Origin of the sequence: Methylobacterium longum (assembly GCF_022179385.1) — a bacterium.
Classification (GTDB): Bacteria; Pseudomonadota; Alphaproteobacteria; order Rhizobiales; family Beijerinckiaceae; genus Methylobacterium; species Methylobacterium longum.
The window spans coordinates 1-21,158 of the sequence record NZ_BPQS01000071.1; the positions used below are offsets into that span (position 1 = coordinate 1).

Genomic DNA, 21,158 nt, shown 5'->3' on the forward strand with positions numbered 1-21,158 from the left:
CCCTGCGCGGCCTTACCCCCTACGAGTTCATCTGCCAGGCCTGGACGAAAGAGCCAGAACGCTTCAGGCTCGATCCGTCACACCACATGCCGGGACCGAACATCTAGCGGCTGCCCCCCGCGACGTAGCCATCTCCAAGTTGGTCGCATTCGGTTCGGCACGGGCCAGAATGATGCGCCGACGCAAAACCAGCCCCGCCCGGTCCCTTGTCGGCGCAGCAGGCGTTGGATCTCGCCCTGCTCCTGCTGGTTGAGATTGGGGGGCTGCCTTTCGGCTACGCGACATGGCGCAGCTCCATCAGGAAGCGCCCAACGTTCTACCCATCCTCCAAACTGTCAAACCTCTTCTGAGTCACAACACTAGTGCCGATCAAGCTCAAACCTTAGCCTTTCCGGTTCTGAACTCCGCAGACTTCCTCAAATTTTCTGAGGATGGAAACACACCAGCAGCCCAGGCGCTAGCTTAGGCAGGTGTGCGTGTCTCGCGCTTGATCAGTGCGGCGACGGCCGAGGTGGACTTACCGATGCAACAGCCGCGGCAATAGCAGCACGACGATCAGGTGGAACCATCGGATCGAGTTCGATCCTATAGGGGTGACCAGACCATTTGTGGAAGCAACTCTGCCAATAACGGAAAGCTTCATATTCGTTTGGGGTGCCCCAACCTAAATAACAGTCAACATCAAAGATGCGGCAATCGAGACCCATGGCAAGAGCATCCTCAACCATGCTGTCGACGTAGAACTCTCCATTGATGCGACCGTCACGTTCGACAAGTCGCTTGTAAGCCGAACGAAAATCAGCAATCCTCCGGAAGGTGAAGGCGCCCACGATCATGGGCGCCGTCGAGGCATCCTCGGGCTTCATCTTGACTCGAACCGCAAGAACCCTCCCATTTTCGTCCGTCTCTACCCAACCGTAGGAGGTAGGCTTTGAAAGGGCAGGACGATGTCCCCTAACGGTCCAAACAATAAGGTCGGGACCGTCACTACTTAGCAAAGCATCCAACGCTGCAGCGTCAAAGATCAGCCCGTTGTCGCAGGCGCCGATTGTCATAGGGATGTCATCGTTGAGGCCCTCGGCACCTGCGGCACAAGTGACGGCCTGTCCTTCAGTGACACTATCAAGCAAGGTGATTGTGGCGCCAGGAACCCCCTCCTGAAGCATGGAGGCGATCTCGGCATGACCCGGCATGTCACCGCGCAAGACAAATTTCGCTCCTGCAGCCTCAGGAAGACTATAGAAAGCTTGGAGTACCATTGGCAAACCCGATAGATCCAGCAGAGGCTTAGGAATTGCGTAGCCACGCTCGGCGAAGCGCATGCCGAGACCTGCCATTGGGATCAGCAACGTGCCTTCTTGAACTGGAGTACGTGGAAGCATTGTGAGAATCCGCCGGAAATTGCGCGACCAGACATTATATTCCGCGACGTCCTGCGGCGTGCCCCACTGCATGAAATGTTGTAGTTCGTATATAGCAACCCTCTGGCCACGCTGAGCGAGAATTTTATAAGCAAGACTGACATAAAATTCGCCATTGACCTCAAGATTCTGAGCGACCACCGCATCAAAGGCCTCCAAGCAAATCCTACCACTTCGAAAGTAATATCCCCCGCTTGAGGCAAATTCGTCGATAGGATTATTTGTAAACGGCTTCTTTTCCTGAATATCCTGCATCCACAAACCTTTTTCCGACATAAATGCGTAATAGATTGAGTCGATGCTGTGGGGATGGAAGCCGCGATACGCTGGAACGGCGCCGTCACACCTAACCTCGGTGACGAACGATTTAAAATCCTCCCAATCCCAGTAACAGGTAAAATCGCAGTAATTTACAAACACTTCCTCGTCGAGGGATATATGCTCTCGCGCGTCCAGTACCGCTGCAATAGGGCCGAGTTTTTTACCTTCGACACCGACGATTTTGCCTGTAGGGCAGTACTTACGCAGCGTTTCCGCCATTCCGTATTCAGAGTTATCTAGATGATCTTGATTGCAGACGAAGACAAAATTAGTTTCGCCTGGAAAAAGATCAATGACATGTGCAATAATTGGTTTATCCTCGACAACAATGAGCGGCTTCGGCAACGTATAACCTGCGCGTCGAAATCGCTCTCCTGCCCCTGACATCGGAATGACGATCTGCATCAGTGATTACCCTCACCTGCTGTTATCGAGCTTCTGGCGATATGCTTCGGCGTCCCAATTAGCAAGCACTTCGATAGCACTCTCGGAGAGTCCGTCAAACGTCTCGTGCTCGGGCAATCGCAAGGCAATATCCAGCAGCGCGCGGATGGTGGCGTCGGATGCCGACGTGCGATCTCGACGCAAATGAACACCCACATGTCGCTCAATCACAGCGACTGGCTGAATGCCGAATCGTTCTTGCGCGCGCTTCGAGGCCTCTTCGACGCTTTCACCGGCGCGAACTAGCGGGAGGGCACCTCCGACAAAAACAACCTGATCTGGGAAGCGTGGCGCTTCCGTTAGAAATCTCAAAGCCGTTGCATCGGATGCTAGACGAGTATATGCTTGGTCAAGGTCAAATGTTCTGCCGGTACTGCTCATACTCCCACTCATCGTCCTAGATGCAAGTCGTTCCTGCACCGGGAATTCGAGTCGACGTTCAACATCACGCAGTATTGCTGCCGCATCCTCAGCCGTGTCCGCCCCAACTACGACGCCATGATTAGCGAGCAACAACACGTCGGGCAACCTATGCCGCGCTGCTAAGCACTGCGCTACTGCCACCGCCAACGGACCACCGGGCCGTCGATAAGGAATCCAGTCCCACTGGATGTGGTCGCCCAGTCGTTCCTGCAACCTGTCATAGCCTCTACGGAGAGTCGACGTTAGAACACTGCCAAAGGAGTGTGTGTGAATAACAACGGGGTGCGGCATAAGCGCATGCAGACCTGTTTCGATGGAAGCCTTTAGCATGGTGTTAGACTGGATGGCTGAAGCGAAATCGTCACCTTGCCCTGCGGCGAGCAGAGCGACAACTTTGGCAAGCGAGAGTGAGACGAAGATCGGCTTGTCGAGCGCCTCGGCCAACCATGAACCAGACGCCTTAACCCAGAGCGTATCGCCTTCCTTGAGTGAACTATTGCCGCCCGGTCCTTGCACCAAGCAAAATTCACGTCCCAGATCCGCCGACATCTTTGCCAGCGCTTGCAATTGAACAGGCCGCGTCATGCTAATCACATCGGTTATGGCGCTTTCCATCATCAGGTCCTCTGATCTTGAATCTATGATCGTGGCTTGGGGGTTAACTGACGTTACATACAGCCTGCTCGCGCGTGAGATTATCAAGCTTCGATTAGATCCGGTACTTCTTGTACTAGGCCTGAGTACTCGAGGGCAGGCCGAGTCGCTCCCCATCGCGAGCTTCCTCTCGTTTCGTGTGCCCAATTTTATCCCTGGGTGTGTTAGAAGCTTTGCAACGAGGCCGCGCTATAAACAGTTGGTCTGTTTATTATAGAAGGCTCCGCTTTAGTAGTCCCCCAATCGGACCGAACAGGTGTGGTGTTGCCCCCTGGACCGCACCCTATTTTGATCGGACAGGCGGCATAGCTCACGACGGCATAGGCGTTGGCCTATGGGTAAGGCTATGTCAGCCGATCCGACCGCCCCGCCGGTGCATGGCGAGATCCGGACCGGTATTCAGCGTCGACGGCGCTGGTCCACCACCGAGAAGAGGTAAGGCTTCTGCCGAAACCGGAGAGAAGCCACTTGGCCGAGCTCGTAGGTCGGCGGCGACAGATCATCGGGATGATCAACATGGAGACCAACCGCCGCGATCAAGCCGTGGGCAAGCAACTGATCCGGCGGCTTAGCCTCCACGTCGCCTTTCTAGAGAAGGAGCTCACAGAGCTCGACGGTGATATCGGCCAAACCATCAAGGCTTCTCCCGTTTGATGCGAAACCGGGGCGCTGCTCAAGTCCGTTCCCGGGGTCGGCGACGTCAACGCGCGCACCCTTCTGGCTCAGCTGCCTGAACTCGGCACCATCGGACGCCACCAGCTCGCAGCTCTCGTCGGCATCGCGCCGATCAACCGCGATTCTGGCCTGATGCGGGGCCGGACATCCATCGCGGTTGGGCGAACATCTGTACAAGGCGTGCTGTACATGGCTGCGCTGACCGCGATCCGGCGAGGCTCTCCGTTCCGGCCCTTCTGCACGCGGTTCTAGGAACGTTGAGCGTGCGGCGAAGCCCAATGGATCGAGCCTGGACTCCTCGCGTTTGCATTGGCTGCGAGCGGAATATTTCTCGGTCGTCAAACCGTCGACGTCACCAGTAGCTTTTAGCTTGAATCTGTTCAGCCAAACTTTGAACCAGCTGCGCAAGCTGATCAGAGCGATATTTTGGACTGGGCCTGAAGAGGGGTTACGGCATGGCCGCTGCCCTGGGTGGTAGTCGGAAGGCCAGATCCAGGACGGTGACGGGCGTAAGCGGCGATAGCCCAGCGACGAATGCGGCCGGATGCGGTAGTATGTGTTCTGCCCTAGACCGATCACGATCTGCGCCTCCAGCGAGTAGTGAACCTCCTGGCGTAGGCACGCCGCGCGCAGCTTGGCTCGGATACATCCGCTTCCTTATAGGCAACGGTGATGCTCTTTCCTTGCGCCTTTTGCACTTCAATCTGCCGTAACTTCAGTACCATCTGTGCCGCGCTCGCCCTTTATCCTTGCTTCATCTCCAATTCCTGTGGTCCGGGCATATTCTCTTAACGAGCCCGGTCCAAAGCCATCCCTTCAGGTCAGAGAAGGGCGGGACGAGGGGCAGCACGGCAGCGCGATGGTCCGAACCAGAAATTACCGTCAGCAGCCCCGCCTCCGGCGACCCGTTCAAGGAGGCGGTGCCCGGTCGTAGAGGGCGGACGGCGCGGGCGGAGGGTCGGCGGATCGCAGGACGGCCATCACCTGGTCTACCGACGCCTCGCAGCCCGCGGGCACGATGATCTTCAGGGCCAGATCGTCGGCCGCGGGAACGTCCTGCCCGGTCAATCGGGCATAGGCCAAGCGCGCGAGGTAGATCGCGTTGAGCCTGATCGTGACGAAGCGCGTCCCGAGGTCCCGGCCGCGATAGACGTAGAAGACCCGATCTGCGGGTTGCGGCCGTCCGAGGAGCGATGGGTCCGGCTCGTAGGGACTCGCGCGGAGGAAATCGACGGCCACCGGTGATGCGCAGGGCGCGACCCGGACGGTGAAGGGCGCGGCAGCGGCCCGGGGGAGCGTTGCGCCCCCGCCGAGGTCCACGGGCTGCCCGGACGCTTCCCACGCCGGCGCGCCACCCGCCAACCGCTGCCAGTAGGCATAGGACCGGACCGACACCGAGACGGCGAGCAGGATGCAGAGGGCAGCGAGGCCGCTGCGGGCCCAGGGCGTCAGGTTCGCGGGCTGAGTCGGCATGCGTCCCGCTCCACGCAGACCAGGATGGGGAGGATCGCCGCCGCGACGGAACCCAGCGCCACCAGGGACGACCCCGCACCGTCGTGCCAGAACTGGTAGGCCTCGTGCGACGGCAGCATCGCCAGGATGCGCCCGAAGTTGATCGCCACCACGGCGCAGGCGCTCACGCCTAGCGCGCGGAATGCCGCCGGGCCGACCGCTCGCTCGGCGATCTTCAGGATCGAGAGCCAGATCAGCCCGGTGAGCGACAGGTTGTGAAAGGACGAGCAGCCTTCCAGGATCACGATCGACCAGTCGTCCCGGACGTTCAGGCTCGCCCCGGCGATTCCGAGGCGGCCGTAAAACAGGCGCCCGATCCTGTAGATCAGGCCCACCTCGATGACCTCGATCACCTGGTAGGCCACCTTGAAGACCAGCTTCGCCCACAACTCGTAAATGGACAGTGCCAGCCAGATCTGACCGAGGTCGGCCCTTCGGCGATCGGTGCGCCCGCCGAGGAGAAACCATGCTCCCGCGAGCGTCGTGGCGAGATAGACCCCGTGATGTTCCGGCACGAACCAAGCGAGCGCCGCGAGGAGAAGGACGGCGATGTCCGGTCCGGTCAGCGAGACGCGCCGGGAGGGATCGGCCAGGATCAGCGACAGACTTGCCGCGAACCCGAACGCCTCGCCCACATTGAACTCGACGAGACGCTGGGCGGATTGCTGCGCTTCGAGCAGATGCCGCTGCAGAATCGCCGACAGGACGGTGCCGGCCGTGAAGGCCAGCAGGGCCCCGCACGAGGCGGAGACGGCCCACCCGTACACGAAGCCGCGAATAGCCCGAGGGAGGGTTACCTCCCGCTGCGCGCGGCCGTCACGCATCAGGACGTGCCGTCCAGCCCGACTGCGCGAACCGGGGACTGCGCGAGCCGGCGGTCGCGCCTCCGCCGCAGATAGGCGACCGTGATGCCCGCGAGGAGCAGGCCGAGGCCGGCATTCACCTCGGGCGCAGGGGCACCGCCGGAGCCGCTTCCGCCGCTCCAGCTCGGACTCGCCGCAGTCCCCGATCTGAAATCGGAGACGGAGTCGCCGGAACGCCGGCCCGCAATCGTGTAAGCCGCAGTCCTACCCGCGCCGCCACCCGATGCCGACGCCAAGGGTGTACTCGCCGCGACCATCGATCCGCCGGGCACACTCAATCGAACGTCGTTCACGGTCGCGTAGCTGCTCTGGTTAGCCGCGAGGGTACTGCCTCCGCCGGCGGCCACAGGGCCGCACAAGCACCGCCCGACATCATTGAAAAAGCATATACCTACGTAGTTCATGGCTAATACTCAATAACTCGGCCATGAATTCATACATCACATTTATTTCCGTAGTAGCAACCCTAAAACGTCGTTAACGATACTGAGTCACAGGCGTGTTATACAGCCAAGCTTGCCGCCGCCGATGCGCGTGACCCTCGAAGCCGAACGGATCTCCGGTCCCGCCTCAAGACGGCGCGGGCCGGTGATCGGCGCTCAGTTCCAGCGCCGGGGCAGACTTCAGTGCAGGATGCGGAGGCGGCGGCACGAAGCGCCCGCGCGAACGGGGGCCCGCAGAGCCGGCCTGACGCGGTCGGCGATCCGGTAGATCGAGCCGGGAAAGCCCAGGAGGCTGCGGTCCGGTGGCCCGAGGGACGGCACCGCTCCCCCGGCCACCCGCAGGGTCTCTCCATCGCGGCGCAGGGCGCCTGCGACGACCTTGCCGGCGACCCCGCGATCCCCCGGATGCGCGACCTCGGTCCGGCCGAAGCCCGCGACCACCTCGCGCGATGGGCCAGTGAACGCCGTTTATTGCGGGCTCACGCGGGCGGCCCGTCCCTGGGCATTGGTGACGACGATCACGGCAGGGCTTGGGTCCGCCCGGACGCCACCGCCTGCGCGAAGGTCAGCACCTTCTGGCGGTCGGCGGGGTCTGTCAGGCCGTCCAATATCCGCAGCAACTCGGCCTGTTCGGCTATGGCGGAGGTGCAGCCGGCGGCGTCGTAGAACACCGCCTCGGGCTGGCCGATCGCTTCGGCGATACGTCGGATCACATCGCGCTTCGATATCCACGGGGTGGCAAGCGGCTCAACGACACTGTCCGACAAGGAGCGCCTCCGCGCGTCCCGCCGCCTCGCGAGGGTGCGGCCCTGCTGCACCGCGGATTGCAGCGATGCGTGCGCTCAATTTGTATGCGAGATTATGTATGTTGGATATGATCCGGGAGTGCAACAGCCTCTGCCGCGCCGCTTGCGCCGGCGAACCCTGCTGCGCGCCACGTGCCGAGCCTTGCCACCGCCCGCGCGCGATCCGTCTCGAGGAGGCCGATCGGCGGTGACCACCGGTGACTCCGACAGCGGACGGATCGCCGGGGCCGACCGGTCCGGACCGTTTCCGTGATCCCGCTGGAACGGCCCTCGCGCTCATCGAACCGGGAGGGCAGCGCCGGCCAGAAGCTGCACCAGTTCTGCTTGCCGCGTGGTGCCCGTCTTCGCCATGACGGCCTTGAGCTGCGACCGCACGGTCGCGGACGAAGTCCCGAACTCGGCCGAGAGGCCGGCGACCGTGCTGCCGCCCGCGATGCCGCGTGCCACACGCGCCTCGGCGGCCGTGAGATCGAAGAGCCCTTCGAGGATCGACAGGCCCGGCACGTGCTTCATTGCCAGAGGCGTGAACACGGCGATCGCCTCGGCCGCCGCGAACAGGTCGGCGGCAGCCCGTCGGATGGGCAGCAGATGCAGGATGGTCGGCGGCTGACCGTCCCGGCCCGCCACGGGGATGGATCGCGCCGGCCTCCCTCCCTCGGTCGACACCGCGTCGAGGGCGTCAGCGAGGAGCCTATCCGCGGCCGGATCCGTCAGGACGAGGCGAGGCCCGTCGAGGATCAGGTCGCACAGCAGGCCTTCGCAACTGCGGTTCATCGCCAGGACGCGTCCCTTGCGCCCGAGAACGGCAGCCGGGAGACCGACCGTCTCCAGCGCCTGCGCGGCGGCGCGCACGGTCTGCATGCGGAGCCGGGCCGACAGCGTGGCGGCCCGGGCGAGGTGCGGGCGCACGCTGTCGAGGCGGCCCACGGCATCCGGCGGGATGGGACCGCGTTCGGTGAGGCGCTCGACGTCGAACACCAGCTGATCGCCCGTCGGAACGGTGATGACGCTGGCCGCGCCCATCCCGAAACCGCGCGGGTTCAGAAACTCACGGAAAACCGGCTCCCGGGCGAACTCCTCCGGCGTGAAGACGTCGAGATCCGTGACGAACCCGGCATGCCGCTTCGCGAGCAGGCGCCGCGTGCGATCCGTCCGGGCGAACCAGCCCTCCTCGATGTAGGCCCGGATGGTGTCTGCGAAATTCGCCGTGGTGATGAACCGCGAGCTGTCCAGGTCCGTGGCGAACAGCACGGCTGCGTCCGCGCCGCCGTAGCGCGCGAGATCCATGAGGACCTCGGGCCAGAGCTCCGGCAGGACGGCGGCCTCGTAGATCCGGTCGACCAGCTGCGTATGCGCGTCAGACATGTTCGTCGGCACCGCGTCGGGCCGACTCCGTCGCGCGGAGCGTCGGGGCGAGGCGGCCCGCCCGGGCCTCAAGGAGGGCGCCGGCCCCGTCGGGTGGCCGGCCCCGCGCACAGACGGGGCCGCCCGATGCGACAGCGGCCGCCGGCAGCAGAAGACCGCGCATTCCGCCCGGGACCATGTCCGCACCCTGACATTTCTGTAAAGTCTGTGTCGGACGTTCCAGCCGCTCATTCAAGGTAGTAAAAGATACGGCCCATGGGATTGTCGCATCTGCGTAAACAGTCTCCGGCCGCCTGCTGTACGGCGCCTGCCGGCGCCGCGCGCAGCTTCGAGCCGCGGGTGCGCCCGTGCCCCTCCCGGGCGGCGCGAGCGCCACCTTCGGGCGTCCGCATTCCGGCCGAAGGATCCTCGGCACCGCTCCGGGGCCCGGCGCACCGCGGCGCGCAGATCGGGGACTAGGCTCGCGACGCGGCCCGCCCGCAAGGAGCGCCGGCCGACGTCTGTGACGCTGTTGCGCCGATCCTCCGCAGACGCCGCGAGGGGGTTCCGCCCGATCTGCCCGGCTGATGGCGATGGTGAGAGACGGCGCGCCGCGGCGGAGCGGAGGGCCTTCGGGCGCGCGGTGGAAGCCTGCTTCGGCCGCAGCCTGACCGGCAACGTGGCCTTGCCGGCCGCGACCACCTCCGGCCGACCGAGGCGGTCGACTGACCGCCGGTCCGGACGCCGGACAACCGGGACATCCGTCCGACAGGTTCGATCTGTCCGCGGCGCTCGGCCGAGACGCTCAGGCCGCCTGGTCGTCGGCTACCGGCACGGCGAAGAACTTGAACGGATCCTCGACCAGCCCGCCCTGCGCATCCATCGCGTCCGCGCAGTGCTGGCTCTCCACCGGTGTCGACAGCCGATGCGTGAAGGTCGCTGTCGGCGCCTGAGCCCTGGCTGCTTCGATCTGCTTCTCGAGCTCACCAGCATGGGTCGAATGGCAGAACATCCAAGGCTCGCCATCCTTCTCGATCGTCACGTAGGCCATGCGGCTCCTCCTGCGGTTCCGGAGGGACAACGCGGCAGGAGGCGATCCGGGAGCGGGCGATCGTCACGGTGACGCGCCCGTCGTTCGCGCTTAGCAGAACGCGCGCCAATCCCTCTTCCTTCAGGGAGAGGATGGAGGCGCGCTCGCGGCGTTAGCCGCGATCAGCGCAGCCTTGGTTCTCGATGTACTGCTTCAAGATCGTGAGCGGCGCACCGCCCACCGACCCGGCGAAGTAGCTCGGGGTCCAGAGCACGCCGCGGCTCTTGCGGACCGACCAGAACGCCGAGATCTGCGGGAACTCCTTTTTCAGGAGCCGACTAGAGACACCCTTCAGGCTGTTAACGAGTTCAGAGAGCCGGACCTTCGGCGGGTAGAACACGAGTAGGTGGACGCAATCGCTCTCGCCGCTGAACTCACGTAGTTCGACTTCAAAGGCCGCGCACACACTGGCGAAGATGGCGTGCAGCCGTTCGAGGTGGGCTTTCGTCAGTACCTTGCCGCGCCGCTTCGTCGTGAACACAAGGTGCGCGTGCAGGCAAACAACGACGTGCCGACCCGTTCGGATATCCATAGACCAAGCACGCCTTCTGGCCTATATGCAGAACGCGATGTGCGCCGCAGACCAAAAGGTTCTGAAGACCTTCAGCTACCGCGTCAAGGATGCGACGAGCGGTAGGCGGCTGACCGGACTCGCCAATGCGGTGAACACGGTCTGGAACTATGCGAACGAGATCAGCGCCCGGTCGGCCGAGCGCGGCTCGCTCTGGGCGACGAAGAAGCAGCTTCGGGATCTGACGAAGGGCAGTGGCAAGCTTCTCCGGCTGCCGTCGCAGGTCGTACAGGAGGTCGTGGACGAGTTCCTGATCAAGCGGAGAGCGGCGCGGCGGCCGAAGCTGCGTTGGCGCGCAAGCCGTGGACCGAAGCGCGCTCTCGGGTGGGTTCCGTTCACGAACCAAGACATCACACTGGATGGCGCGACGGCCCTGCTCCGCGGGGTTCCGTTCCGCCTTTGGCTACACAGGGTCGCCGAGGGCCGGATCAAGTCGGGCAACTTCTCGCAGGATGCTCGTGGTCGCTGGTACTGCAACCTCGTCTGCGAGGTTGACCGCGGTCAGGGCGCAGGGTGGGCTGAGGTCGGCGTCGATTTCGGGCTGAAGTCCGTCGCGAAATGCTCGGACGGGCCGGAACTTGAGCAGGCCCGGTTCTATCGCGACCTCGAACCGAAGCTTGCCGAGGCGCAGCGCAAGAAGCGCAAGCGGCAGGTTCGAACAATCCACGCCAAGATCGCAAACCGGCGAAAGGACAGCCTCCACAAGTTCTCGCGGACGCTGGTGGATCGCGCCCGCAAGATCACGGTCGGCAATATATCGGCCTCGGCAATGGCAAAGACCCGCATGGCAAAGAGCGTTCTCGATGCCGGGTGGTCGATGCTGCGGAACTACCTCCGGTACAAATGCGATCACGCAGGGGTAGCCTACGCTGAGGTCGATGAAGCCTATACAACGCAAGTCTGCTCGGCCTGTGGCTGCATCAGCGGTCCGAAGGGTCGATCCGGGCTTGCGATCAGGCGATGGACTTGTGGCGAGTGTGGCGCGGAACATGACCGCGACCAAAACGCCGCAAGAAATATCGTCCGTCTCGGATGTGAGACGCCGTGTCCGTCCGGGCATGGAAGCCCCGCCTTTTAAGGCGGAGAGACATCACCCTCGCCCCCGTCTATGGCCCGCAAACCGATGGGTGCCGATGTTCGTCCCACCCGATCAGCGATCCGTCCCACCGCCCTGGGAGCCGCCGCGGCGTCCGTCGCGAGACTCCAAGCGGGGCGAGAACGCCGCCATCACGCTCATCATCCTGGTGTCGATCTTGGCGCTGTTCGCGCCCATCGCTGGCGGGACGCTCGTCGGCGTGGCCGCTGCCCTGCTTCGGCATTGAGGACCGGCCCGACCCTTGAGGTGCCGCCGCGCCGATCAGATGCCCACGCTCGCCGCCCCCGCCTCGGCGGCCTGCCGCACGCTGGCTCCGTCCCGCAGCGCCATCGCTATCGCGGTCGACATTGTATCCACGGCATGCGCGCGATCTTCGCCGTGATCGTAGGGGCTGTTCTCGTTCGATCTCAGTCGCGCGTAATGGCCGTTCGGGTACTTCCGGTCCATTCGCTCCCGGAGCATCATGGCAGCGGCATTGTAGTCGTCCGCGAAGTTTCTCGTTTTGCCGCTGGACCGGCTCTCGAAGGCTCCGGCTTCCTTTTCCCGGGCAATCAGGTCGGCCCTGCGATTGTGCGCGCTTCCCATGAAGAACTGCAGGATCTTGGAGATCAACCAGCTGAGGAACGGCATCTAGATCTCCCGATCAGGCGGTGCGGAGCGCAACTGACCATTCATGGTAGCACGCTTCGCCGGATGGCGAGCCCTCACCACGCGTCCTCGCTGAGGAGTGTGCCGCTCTGATCGAAGACGCCGCGCCAGCCCTTGTTGAGCAACCGCACGGTGACGCGCGTGTGCCCCGGCTCCTCGTCCGCACTGGCCCGGATGCGGGCATCGACATGCCCCTGCTGCTCCATGCGCCTCAGATAAGCGGTGCTCACACCGAGACGTTCGGCAAGCTCGCGGGGATCGACGATCCAGTCGCCTCGGTAATCGAGGGTGAGCCGCATGGAGTGGACCTCCATCAGCTCGGCAGCAGATGCGGGGCTGAGATTGACGGTAGCACGGTTCGCGTCCGCCCGAACCGCCCTCCCGCCGGGACAGACCTTTCAATCCTGCCGGCTGGGCATCCAGCGCGACATGAACCGCGCCGGCCGGACAACACCGAGGCCGTCCCGCACCGGCTGCTCATCGTCAGGCAGCAACGACCCGATCAGCTGCAGCAGGTCGTCCCTTTCCTGGCCGCGGAACAGCACGAGGAACGAGCCGAGGTCCAGCTGGACTTCCGGATCGCTCTCGCAGGGACGATGCAGCACGTAAGGCTCACCGGTTTTGAGATCGCGCGTCAGAGCATAGCGGTCGCCGGCCGGACCGACGTGAAACTCTCTCGCCACGCGCGGCACCTGTTCAGTCATGGCTGCCCTACGCAAATCTGGACAATCAAGCTGCGGCATATTTGCGTCGTATCTTGGAAGTCAATATTACAAAGGGCAACAGTACACAACCATGTGGGGCGGCGTCGACCTGATGGATCCTTGAAGTCCGCGGGATCGCGCCTGTAGACCGAAGAAAATCAACCCAAAGTTCTAGCCACGCCGTGAGCGCGGCGTCGCGACATCCTGGCGCGCCCTCCGCGGCGGAATGCTTTGCTTCGGCGGCAGGCCTCCTTCCGCTGGGCCAGAACTGCGGAAGCCTCCGGCCGGCCGCGCGGCCAAACCCTGGGCGGGCGCGAGGCCGGGCCTGGGCGCGCATCCCGCCGTCCGCTCCGCCCTCGCGGCTTGAGGGGGACCGCCCCGCAGCCGGTGACTCCGGCTGAACCCAAGACCCTCGGCGCCGATCTTCGCGGACGGTGAGCGCGCCCGACGTGAGCGCGATGCCCCTGCTGGCGGGGCTCCGTTGCCGGCCTCGATGCGGGCATCCCGCGAGCCCGGTACCGGATGGCGCAGGCTCCGGGCAGCACCGTATCCGACGCCCTGTCCCGCGGACCGGAGGAGCAGGCCCGCGCGGCGCCGCATCGCCTGCGGAACGGCGGCATCCGCACCGGGTCGACCGACACGTCAGCGCCTCGAGGAGCGCTTACCCGAGGACAGCGCGCCGATCGGCGGCGCACCCGAACGTGCGACGGGGCGCCCGGCCAGCACGTCGCACCGGCACGTCGCGCGGGCCGAGGGCGAGGGAATGAGCGCCGCGCCGTCCGTGAGGGATCGCGCCGACTAGCAGCCGCGGCAGATGGTATTCATCGTCCTGTTCATTTTAGTATCGAACGTCTTTTTCTGAGCGTCCCGCGCGCGGTCCGCCTTGTCCATCTCGGCTTTTCTTTTCGGATCCATCCCCGTGCCGCTGCCGGGATCGCCGCTCGACGGCAGGGTGGTTGGTGTCGGCTGCCGGTGAGCAGGAGCCGCAATCGCTGGCGTGGCCGCGAGCAACACCGTGAGAGCAAATCGGAACATCAAGGCCGCCTCCAGCACAGGAACGGACGATCGCGCGCCGGGCTCAGCGATACCCCCGGCAGGCGGATCGCTCCACCGGGCGCCACTTAGCGGGCCGCGGCGTCGAGACCGGCGTCCGCAGGCACATCTAGAACGGGCCGCGAACGATCCCAAGCCGCAGATTGAGAACGCCGGCATCGGTCAGCCGCCTGTCACGGGCCACCGCGAACAGAACGGCACCCGTTGACGAACCCTTAACCACGATGTGCCAGGATGGCCGCAGCGTCCGGCCCGGGGCTTGCGCCGGAAGACCCGCACCGGGGCCTGCCATCCCCGGCCCCGGTGCGGCCTCGCCGCCGCGGTCGCAGAGACCCCGTCCGGGACGCGCCTGGACGGGCGCCACTCGTCCAGACCCCGGTTCCCAACCGGATCTTCAGACCGCGCCGTTCCCTACGCCGCGCTAGCCGATTTTGTCGGTCGGCTCGGTAGGCTCCACGCTCGTGCCGAGCGCCCCGCCTCCGGCCATCCCGATCGGGCTATGTTTGTCGCCGCCGGTCCGGCCCGATCCATCGTTGCGCCCAGAATTGTAAGGGCTGGTCTCCCGCCGCTGGTCACGGGCGGGCCCGGCGAAGTCCGTGAGCGGGCGCCAGGGGGTAGAGGGCGCACCCAGGCGAATGGCGCTGGGCAGGCGGAACATCCATGCAGCGAATATCATCCAAGGTACGACGAAACCAATAAAGGCGATCAGACCCATGGGGACCCTCCTCCCGAAAGCTGGGGATCCAGAGCAAACGTCGGGCGATCGGCCTTTGATCCTCACTGCTGTATTCGTCGCACCTGTGTGACCGTCCACACCCCGGCCCGCGCCGCCGGGATCCCCGCACACCCAGCGCCCGGGCGATGCCCCGCCTCAGATGCGGCCGGCTATTCTTTGGATCTTCCTGGCACAAGGCAGAGTTACCGTTACTGGAAACGCCAGAAGGGAAAATCCATGCGCATCACAACGGTACTTGCAGTCGCTACGCTTGCCTTGTCGGCTCCGGCCTCGGCTTGGGCGCAGGGCGCTCCCGGCGGCAACGGCTCCGGTGGCAACATCGCGGGGGGATCCACCACGGGTTCATCGGCGGCCGACACGGCGCGTCGTGGGGCCACCACAGGCTCGACCATCACAACCGGCCCGTCGTCCGGAGCCGGCGCGGGTTCGATGGGCGCGAACGGTACGGCCGGTGGCTCGGCTGGCACAGCGGGCGCCGGAGCGGGTGGGTCGGCCGCAGGCGCGGCCGGCGCGCGCTGAGCGCCGGTGCGTAGACGCCCCGGAATGAAGGACTGCGCCGACCCGCAGTAGCCATCTCCGCGGCAGGCGTCGGCGCATCCGCCGAACGCCTGCCGCCGCCCAGGGACCGGTCCCCGATACGGTCGGCACGGCCACACCCGTCAGCGCCTTGCCCAATCCGGGCGGGGACGGACGCCACCGGGATCCCGGCGGGGCGACCATTGGCGCCAGGGTCTGCGTTCGCGAGGCCGACAGACCGCATGGGGGCTCTTGCCATCCCTGCCGGACGCTCCTAGCCTGAGGGCCTCGGCGCGCATCGCATGCGGCGCCGACACCGGAGAGGAGGTTCGCCATGAGATATCACGGCACCAGCCCCCGAGCATCGCGCGCCGCCGATGCAGACCAGGACAGTCCGCCCAACGACGACCGGCAGGGATCGTGACTCTTCGAGCGGCGATTGGCTGACCGGATTGAAGCGTGTGGACCCTGCAAGAACCCGCCGCCTCCGAACGGCGGGTTTTTTCATGCGTCGCGTTCGCATTTCGTACCGCTGTGTCGCCGGTGCGGCAGCCGGCGCCGTAAAGCTTGGCTAGGGTGCTCGCGTCTCCGAGAGGCGCCTTCCATGCTGCTCCCAGTACTCACCGTTCGTCGCTGCCTGCTGGTCGGGCTGATGCTCGCCGGTCTGATCGCGCTGGCGGACGCCACAGCGCGTCATGAGTTGCAGACGGCCACGGGCGAGATGGCCTTTGCCGCGGCGGGCGCGCAGCTGGCCGACGCGTCCGATGAGTAGCCGCACGGCGCACATCCGCGGCTTGGCCCTGGTCCTCACGCTCGCGGGTGCCGGACCGGCCTCGGCCCTGGAGGTCGAGCCGGCCGAACTGCCGGCCATGGAGCGCGCGTGGCACGGGTGCTTGCGCGCGGCCTACGACCGCCAGCCCGAGAACGGCAGCCGGTCCGGCCGCGGGCGTCATGCGTTGAGGGAATGCAAGGCGAGCGAGGACGCCTACGTGGCGGCTTTGATGGCGGCGCGGCCCGACGATCCCGACATGCCCGTGCACGGCTGGGCACGGACGTGGGCGGCATACGTGGCCTTCGTGGTCGATCCGGTGAAGGCGTGGATTGAGGCGCTTCGGCGCTGAGGCCACCGGGAGCCGAAGTCGACCCGCGGTTCACCCGCTGTGCGCCCGTGCACGGATGGCCGTGATCCCGCCGCCACCGGCCGACGTTCGAGCGGCACGCTCACGCGAGATGGCGGCCATGATGATCCTCCCCCCCCCCTCACCGGGCAAATGGTGGACCTGCGTGTGCCGCGGCCCAGCCCCAGGATCGCCTGGACAGAGCGATCCAACCGGTTTCCGCAGCCACAAGCGCCGGCCGCTTGCAGTACTACCGACACCCCTCCCCCAGCATTGATGCGGATTATTTGCATCGCTTTCCCGTGTTGGCGCGTTCTAATCATCAGCGGACCGGTATTCCGGTACGATTGTCGACATAGAGGAGAGGCGAATGCTGCGCGGTGGTTTGCTATGGCTGCTGGGAATCCCGCTGCCGATCCTGCTGCTGCTGTGGTTCTTCGGCGTGTTCCACTGAGCGCCGGTAGGCCAGCATCATGCCCTACACAGTCGAGATCACGACGCCACCGGTGCAGGTCGACGGCGAGGAACAACACGCAAGGCTGTACCAGCTGCCGGATCCGTTCAGCACATTGGCCGAAGCCAAGGAAGCCGCGGTCTCGCACATAGCGGGGCTCGGGCTCGATCCCGCGGGCGTCCTCTACAACGTGTTCGACCGCGAGGGGTTTACGGTCGCATCCAGCGCCGAACTGCTGGCCGAAGCGGGATGACACGACGAGCGTGGGCCGGCGCCCCACGGTGTCCAGATCCCCCCGCATGCGCCGCCTCTCCCACGGCGGCCGGGCCAAAGCGTCACGGGCGAGGCGTCACGGGCGAGGGACAGGAAACCGTCCGCACCTGCCCGTCGACCCCCGTCCGCCTGCAACGCCGCCGTGTGATGTCACGAACGCCTCGGGCACATCGACAGGGGTAATGCGGCTCCGAGCAGCGGCCCATCGCAGCCGCCCACCGGAGTTCAGGCCCAGTGCCGGCTGCCGGACGACGCCGATACCGTACAGGAGCGGGGCGACCGCACCGTTCCGGCCTGGAACGGTGGTCAGGCCTACGCGTCAGGCCTCGACGTGGGCCGCACGGCGATCCAAGGGGCCCGGCATTGCGCGACGCGGAGGCGGCCGACCTGGGCGCGACCGACCGCACGCTCGATGCCCGACCGTCCAAGGGCCGATGGGTACAGGTAGTGCCGCAATCTTGCTCGACAACCTGAAGGCGAGTGAGGCAGTGTCGGCTTCCGAGGAGGAAGTCGATGCCCCGCACACGCACCGCGCGCCGCGCGCTCCCCCTGGTCAAAGGCACGGCTTCGGCCTTCGCCGCGCCGATGCTGGTCACCGTGCTGGCATCCAGCGCCGCCGAGGCCCGTTGCGGATCCCGCGGAGGGCCGGGCGACCGGAAGGCTGACGGCAAGTGCGCCTCGCACCGGGACTGACCGGTGCGCGCCAGCCTCATCACACTCGCCGCGGGGGCTGTCGTCTCACTCGGGTCGTCCATCGCGCTGGCTAGCCCGGCGCTCCCGATCGCCCTGGCTGCCATGGCCACGGTGGTCGCCATCACCGCCACCGCGGCATGGCGGGCCAGCACGTCGGCGAAGGCGGCGGCGGAAGCCGCTACGCCCCCCGACAGGGTCGGCGTCGGGGGCACCGGCGCCGGCATCGGCGTCACTGAGGGCTGGCCCTTGCGCCGCCGACACGTGGCCCTGGCCGTCAGCCTGTCCGCTCCAGCCCTGGGCGCGGAGCCGGTCGTCGGACGCGCCTCCGTGATCGACGGGGATACCATCGAGATCCGCGGCACCCGCTTCCGCCTGCAGGGGGTCGATACCCCCGAGCATGCGCAACTGTGCCGGGATCGGTCCGGCAAGGAGTACCGCTGCGGTCAGGTCGCCGCGAACGCGCTGGCCGACAAGATCGGCGCGGGGAACGTCGCCTGCGATCCGATCACAACGGATCGCTACAGGCGCACCGTCGCGATCTGCAGGCTTGGGGCGGAGGATCTGAACGGCTGGCTCGTGGGCGAGGGTTTCGGCATCGCCTATCGCCGCTACAGCACCGCCTACGTCGACCGGGAGGAGGCCGCCAAGGCCGCACGGCGTGGGCTGTGGGCTGGCTCGTTCACGCCGCCCTGGGCGTGGCGCAAAGGTGAGCGGGCGATGGCGCTGGGCTTTGCGGCGAACGGTGGTCCAGACGGGCCGATCCCCGCCCCCGCCAAGCCTGGACCGGAAGCATCCGGCACGACCCGCTGCGCGATCAAGGGCAACATCAACCGCACGGGCGACCACATCTACCACGTGCCCGGGTCCCGGGATTACGCGCGGACCGTCATCACCGAGTCCGACGGTGAACGATGGTTCTGCTCGGAGGCCGAGGCACACGCGGCCGGCTGGCGGGCACCGCGGGGTTGATGGGGCGCATCCACGAACAGCGCGGCCCCTACCGGAGCCCGTGCCGAAGTTTCTGCGGGACGACGAAGGGTGCGGGCGGGCAGATCGAGACACCGCCCGCCGGTGCGCGGTGGGCGCCACGTTCGTGGGCCGGGTGCGCGGCTCACGGATGTCCAGCACCCGTGAGCCGGCTCCGCGTACCTGTCGCGACCGCCACGGCGACGCCACCCAGATGGACGCCGCGCGGCTCGGCCGGCCGCAGCCCGCGCCGGACCCGCACCCGCGGCTCAGCCGCCCCCGATGCCAGTCGTGACCTTGCCGGTGCCTTTGCACTCCGGGCAGCTCTCGCCATCAACCTTGCCCGTGCCGCTGCAGGCCGGGCACAGGTTCTCGCCGGTCCCAGGGGTTCCTGGGGGCGCGTCGTCGCCGGGTTTGGTGGGGTTTGTGTCGCCCATCGATGCCTCCCTTACGAAGGGCAAACCGGCGGATTCAGGCACCGTTCCTGGCTCGGCGCTCAGGCGCAGGATGGCTGAACGCGCCTGTCAGCCGGCGCCGTCGCGACATCCTCGCGGGGATGCGGCTTTTGTGACGTTCGACCGGGACGCAATCGGCGCCTGCCGCGTTGAAGGGCGTTGAGGGGCATTGGTTGGTGGAGATCCCGTATGGCGGACGCCTTTGCGCCGCGGCTCGCCGTGCTGCTGGTCGAGGATCACCCGTTGCAGCTCATGGAGGCGTCTGCGGCCCTGCGGGATGCTGGGTACGAGGTCGCCGAGGCGGCAACCGTCGAAGCGGCGCAGGCCCATCTCGCGGCGCGCCCCGAACTGGTGGCCATGGTTGCGGACGTGGACCTAGCCGGCGAGCCCTTGAGCGGCTTCACCCTGGCCAAAGCCGTGGCCGCCCGCTGGCCGGAACTCGCCATCCTTATCGTGTCGGGGGTGGAGTGGCCGGGCGTGGATCAGATGCCCATGGGCGCGAGGTTCCTGCGCAAACCGTTCCTGCCCGATGGGCTTGCCGCGGCCCTGGGCGCTGTTCTGGCGGCGCGGGGGATCGGCGTGTGAGCCGCCCCCCCGCCACGGCCCTAGTCTGCCAGGGCGGCCAGGAGCGAGAACGATCCGGCGAGCACGAACGTGCCCGCCACGAGGAACGAGATCAGCAGCATGTGAAGACCTTGTTGGGATGCCGATACGGCTGTGCTTTCCCAACGCCCAAGGTCGAGCTCGGTTGCGGATGGCCGATTGCTGAGCGTCAGCGGGCTCCCGGCCACGGATGGCGGGCAGGATGAGGCGCCCTACGCGAGGCCGCGGCCGACTGGGGGCAGCAGCGGGCGGTGATCGGCAAGCGGATCGGCAAATGAACATCCGGCTCCCGGACCGCGAAGGGCGGCATCAGAAAATTGCTCCCCCTTCCATAAGACAACGTAAATCAATGACTGTTTTATAATCTGCCGCTTAAACCCTGAAGGGGAGAAACAAACTGCCTTTCTCGTGGCCGCCCACCGCTGATGTGTAGCGTCTTGACATGAATTGGGTAGCTGCAGTGACTGCTGCCTACATCACGGGTTACCTCGCGTTCTGGCGTCTGTGCCGCACTGCGCCAGTAATGCCTGAGGATCACATCTTGGAGCGAGATCAAACCGAACAGCCAGAACAGTCCCCCGAGCAGCATACCGATCCGGGCCGCCATCCCGAGCAGCACGCCGCTCAAGATGGCGATCGTGCCCATGCGCGCGAACAGTCTTCGCCCTGATGTGAGCCGCACCGGCAAGGCTTCGATCGCGCCGCTTATGGTCTGAGACACGTTCAGGGCCTCAACCCGCCGTCGCGGGTCGACGAGCCACCGACGGGCCCAGGACCCTCCAGGGTTCCGGAACCGCGCAGCAGGGTTGATGGGGTGGCCGGGTGCGGGCAGCGTCTACGTTTCGCCCCGCATCGGACGGAGAAGCGCCCCGAGCAGAAAGCCGAACTGGCCGCATGCCGTCAGAGCGAAGGCGCGCCGTACGAAGCCCGCGTTCATGCCCAGGTGATAGACGTAGACACCGTAGGCCAGCTCGGCCGCCACGAGCGGCAGAAACACAACGAGCCCCCACACCGAACCGAACCGGCCCAGCATCAACCCGAACAGCGCGTTCAGCAGAAGGCCTTTCATAGCCGCGTCCCTGGGTCCGGTCCTATGAGGCTTAACCATACCTCTCAGTAAACTACGTAGGACAGCTCAGGGCCGCACAACGCTGTGCATCAGCGGCTTCCGCGCTGGGCGAGGACGGCGGGGATGGTGCGCAGGAGGATGGCGAGATCCCGGCGCAGGCTCCAGCGGGTGGCGTAGTCGAGGTCGAGGGCGACGCGCTCGGCGTAG

Annotated in this window: 27 protein-coding genes and 2 pseudogenes; 11 read left to right on the top strand and 18 right to left on the bottom strand. The window is 65.7% G+C overall.

Annotated features, from left to right (window positions below; genetic code table 11):
* Positions 1-107 (top strand): annotated as a pseudogene (locus tag MFF58_RS29330) (IS481 family transposase); the annotation flags it as partial.
* 384 nt (positions 108-491) lie between these two features.
* Here the strand turns inward: MFF58_RS29330 and MFF58_RS29335 are convergent.
* Positions 492-2,147, bottom strand: coding sequence for an NTP transferase domain-containing protein (locus MFF58_RS29335; protein WP_238293505.1), 1,656 nt, complete (start codon positions 2,145-2,147; stop codon positions 492-494).
* A gap of 12 nt (positions 2,148-2,159) precedes the next feature.
* Positions 2,160-3,227 (bottom strand): class II aldolase/adducin family protein, encoded by a 1,068-nt coding sequence (locus tag MFF58_RS29340; protein WP_238293507.1) that lies wholly within the window; start codon positions 3,225-3,227, stop codon positions 2,160-2,162.
* 504 nt (positions 3,228-3,731) lie between these two features.
* Between MFF58_RS29340 and MFF58_RS32760 the strand changes: the two genes are divergently transcribed.
* Together MFF58_RS32760 and MFF58_RS32765 are read left to right on the top strand one after the other, a co-directional pair.
* On the top strand, positions 3,732-3,917 hold the full coding sequence (locus MFF58_RS32760) for a hypothetical protein (protein ID WP_435404758.1): 186 nt from the start codon (positions 3,732-3,734) through the stop codon (positions 3,915-3,917).
* A gap of 15 nt (positions 3,918-3,932) precedes the next feature.
* Entirely contained in the window at positions 3,933-4,190 is a 258-nt protein-coding gene (locus tag MFF58_RS32765) for a transposase (protein ID WP_435404757.1), read from the top strand.
* Positions 4,191-4,847: 657 nt separating this feature from the next.
* Here MFF58_RS32765 and MFF58_RS29355 read toward each other — a convergent pair.
* From MFF58_RS29355 to tnpA, 7 genes are all read right to left on the bottom strand, one after another.
* A complete protein-coding gene (locus tag MFF58_RS29355; protein ID WP_238293509.1) occupies positions 4,848-5,411 on the bottom strand; it encodes a hypothetical protein in 564 nt (187 codons plus the stop codon).
* A complete protein-coding gene (locus tag MFF58_RS29360; protein ID WP_238293511.1) occupies positions 5,387-6,274 on the bottom strand; it encodes a hypothetical protein in 888 nt (295 codons plus the stop codon). The genes MFF58_RS29355 and MFF58_RS29360 overlap by 25 nt, the downstream gene beginning before the upstream one ends.
* Positions 6,275-6,936: 662 nt before the next feature.
* Positions 6,937-7,197, bottom strand: a complete 261-nt coding sequence (locus MFF58_RS29365; protein WP_238293513.1) for a hypothetical protein — start codon at positions 7,195-7,197, stop codon at positions 6,937-6,939.
* 77 nt (positions 7,198-7,274) lie between these two features.
* Entirely contained in the window at positions 7,275-7,523 is a 249-nt protein-coding gene (locus MFF58_RS29370; protein ID WP_238293515.1) for a hypothetical protein, read from the bottom strand.
* A 315-nt stretch (positions 7,524-7,838) separates the two neighbouring features.
* Positions 7,839-8,927, bottom strand: a complete 1,089-nt coding sequence (locus MFF58_RS29375) for a helix-turn-helix transcriptional regulator (protein ID WP_238293517.1) — start codon at positions 8,925-8,927, stop codon at positions 7,839-7,841.
* Between the two features lie 784 nt (positions 8,928-9,711).
* Positions 9,712-9,957, bottom strand: coding sequence for a hypothetical protein (locus MFF58_RS29380; RefSeq protein ID WP_238293520.1), 246 nt, complete (start codon positions 9,955-9,957; stop codon positions 9,712-9,714).
* Between the two features lie 151 nt (positions 9,958-10,108).
* A complete protein-coding gene (gene tnpA, locus MFF58_RS29385) occupies positions 10,109-10,528 on the bottom strand; it encodes an IS200/IS605 family transposase (protein WP_238293522.1) in 420 nt (139 codons plus the stop codon).
* A 25-nt stretch (positions 10,529-10,553) separates the two neighbouring features.
* Here tnpA and MFF58_RS29390 point away from each other — a divergent pair, with 25 nt between their 5' ends.
* Both MFF58_RS29390 and MFF58_RS29395 read left to right on the top strand, forming a co-directional pair.
* Complete coding sequence (locus tag MFF58_RS29390) at positions 10,554-11,645, top strand: RNA-guided endonuclease InsQ/TnpB family protein (RefSeq protein WP_238293524.1); 1,092 nt, start codon at positions 10,554-10,556, stop codon at positions 11,643-11,645.
* Between the two features lie 55 nt (positions 11,646-11,700).
* Positions 11,701-11,889: a hypothetical protein gene (locus MFF58_RS29395; RefSeq protein ID WP_238293526.1), complete on the top strand. Its 189-nt coding sequence runs from the start codon at positions 11,701-11,703 to the stop codon at positions 11,887-11,889.
* Positions 11,890-11,924: 35 nt separating this feature from the next.
* Here the strand turns inward: MFF58_RS29395 and MFF58_RS29400 are convergent, their stop codons facing one another.
* The 5 genes from MFF58_RS29400 to MFF58_RS29420 form a co-directional block, all read right to left on the bottom strand.
* Positions 11,925-12,293: a hypothetical protein gene (locus MFF58_RS29400; RefSeq protein WP_238293528.1), complete on the bottom strand. Its 369-nt coding sequence runs from the start codon at positions 12,291-12,293 to the stop codon at positions 11,925-11,927.
* 74 nt (positions 12,294-12,367) lie between these two features.
* Positions 12,368-12,610, bottom strand: coding sequence for a DUF6522 family protein (locus MFF58_RS29405; RefSeq protein ID WP_238293529.1), 243 nt, complete (start codon positions 12,608-12,610; stop codon positions 12,368-12,370).
* Between the two features lie 99 nt (positions 12,611-12,709).
* Positions 12,710-13,015, bottom strand: a complete 306-nt coding sequence (locus MFF58_RS29410; protein ID WP_238293531.1) for a hypothetical protein — start codon at positions 13,013-13,015, stop codon at positions 12,710-12,712.
* A 798-nt stretch (positions 13,016-13,813) separates the two neighbouring features.
* Positions 13,814-14,050, bottom strand: a complete 237-nt coding sequence (locus MFF58_RS29415) for a hypothetical protein (protein WP_238293533.1) — start codon at positions 14,048-14,050, stop codon at positions 13,814-13,816.
* Positions 14,051-14,489: 439 nt separating this feature from the next.
* Positions 14,490-14,783 (bottom strand): hypothetical protein, encoded by a 294-nt coding sequence (locus tag MFF58_RS29420; RefSeq protein WP_238293535.1) that lies wholly within the window; start codon positions 14,781-14,783, stop codon positions 14,490-14,492.
* Positions 14,784-15,924: 1,141 nt separating this feature from the next.
* Between MFF58_RS29420 and MFF58_RS29425 the strand changes: the two genes are divergently transcribed.
* The 5 genes from MFF58_RS29425 (at position 15,925) to MFF58_RS29445 (ending at position 18,827) form a co-directional block, all read left to right on the top strand.
* The gene (locus MFF58_RS29425; RefSeq protein ID WP_238293537.1) at positions 15,925-16,092 is read left to right on the top strand and encodes a hypothetical protein; all 168 of its coding nucleotides are present in this window, start codon (positions 15,925-15,927) and stop codon (positions 16,090-16,092) included.
* Positions 16,085-16,441: a hypothetical protein gene (locus MFF58_RS29430; protein WP_238293538.1), complete on the top strand. Its 357-nt coding sequence runs from the start codon at positions 16,085-16,087 to the stop codon at positions 16,439-16,441. The genes MFF58_RS29425 and MFF58_RS29430 overlap by 8 nt, the downstream gene beginning before the upstream one ends.
* 470 nt (positions 16,442-16,911) lie before the next feature.
* The gene (locus MFF58_RS29435) at positions 16,912-17,145 is read left to right on the top strand and encodes a hypothetical protein (RefSeq protein ID WP_238293540.1); all 234 of its coding nucleotides are present in this window, start codon (positions 16,912-16,914) and stop codon (positions 17,143-17,145) included.
* A 533-nt stretch (positions 17,146-17,678) separates the two neighbouring features.
* Entirely contained in the window at positions 17,679-17,858 is a 180-nt protein-coding gene (locus MFF58_RS29440; protein WP_238293542.1) for a hypothetical protein, read from the top strand.
* Between the two features lie 3 nt (positions 17,859-17,861).
* Positions 17,862-18,827, top strand: coding sequence for a thermonuclease family protein (locus tag MFF58_RS29445; RefSeq protein WP_238293545.1), 966 nt, complete (start codon positions 17,862-17,864; stop codon positions 18,825-18,827).
* Between the two features lie 266 nt (positions 18,828-19,093).
* Here the strand turns inward: MFF58_RS29445 and MFF58_RS29450 are convergent, their stop codons facing one another.
* Positions 19,094-19,261, bottom strand: a complete 168-nt coding sequence (locus tag MFF58_RS29450) for a hypothetical protein (RefSeq protein ID WP_238293547.1) — start codon at positions 19,259-19,261, stop codon at positions 19,094-19,096.
* A gap of 207 nt (positions 19,262-19,468) precedes the next feature.
* On the opposite strand from MFF58_RS29450, the gene MFF58_RS29455 reads away from it, so the two are divergent.
* Positions 19,469-19,864 (top strand): response regulator, encoded by a 396-nt coding sequence (locus MFF58_RS29455; RefSeq protein WP_238293548.1) that lies wholly within the window; start codon positions 19,469-19,471, stop codon positions 19,862-19,864.
* A gap of 376 nt (positions 19,865-20,240) precedes the next feature.
* On the opposite strand, the gene MFF58_RS29460 is transcribed toward MFF58_RS29455, so the two are convergent.
* From MFF58_RS29460 to MFF58_RS29470, 3 genes and pseudogenes are all read right to left on the bottom strand, one after another.
* The gene (locus tag MFF58_RS29460) at positions 20,241-20,603 is read right to left on the bottom strand and encodes a hypothetical protein (protein WP_238293550.1); all 363 of its coding nucleotides are present in this window, start codon (positions 20,601-20,603) and stop codon (positions 20,241-20,243) included.
* 114 nt (positions 20,604-20,717) lie between these two features.
* Positions 20,718-20,951, bottom strand: coding sequence for a hypothetical protein (locus MFF58_RS29465; protein ID WP_238293552.1), 234 nt, complete (start codon positions 20,949-20,951; stop codon positions 20,718-20,720).
* Between the two features lie 89 nt (positions 20,952-21,040).
* Positions 21,041-21,158, bottom strand: a pseudogene (locus tag MFF58_RS29470) (sugar transferase); the annotation flags it as partial.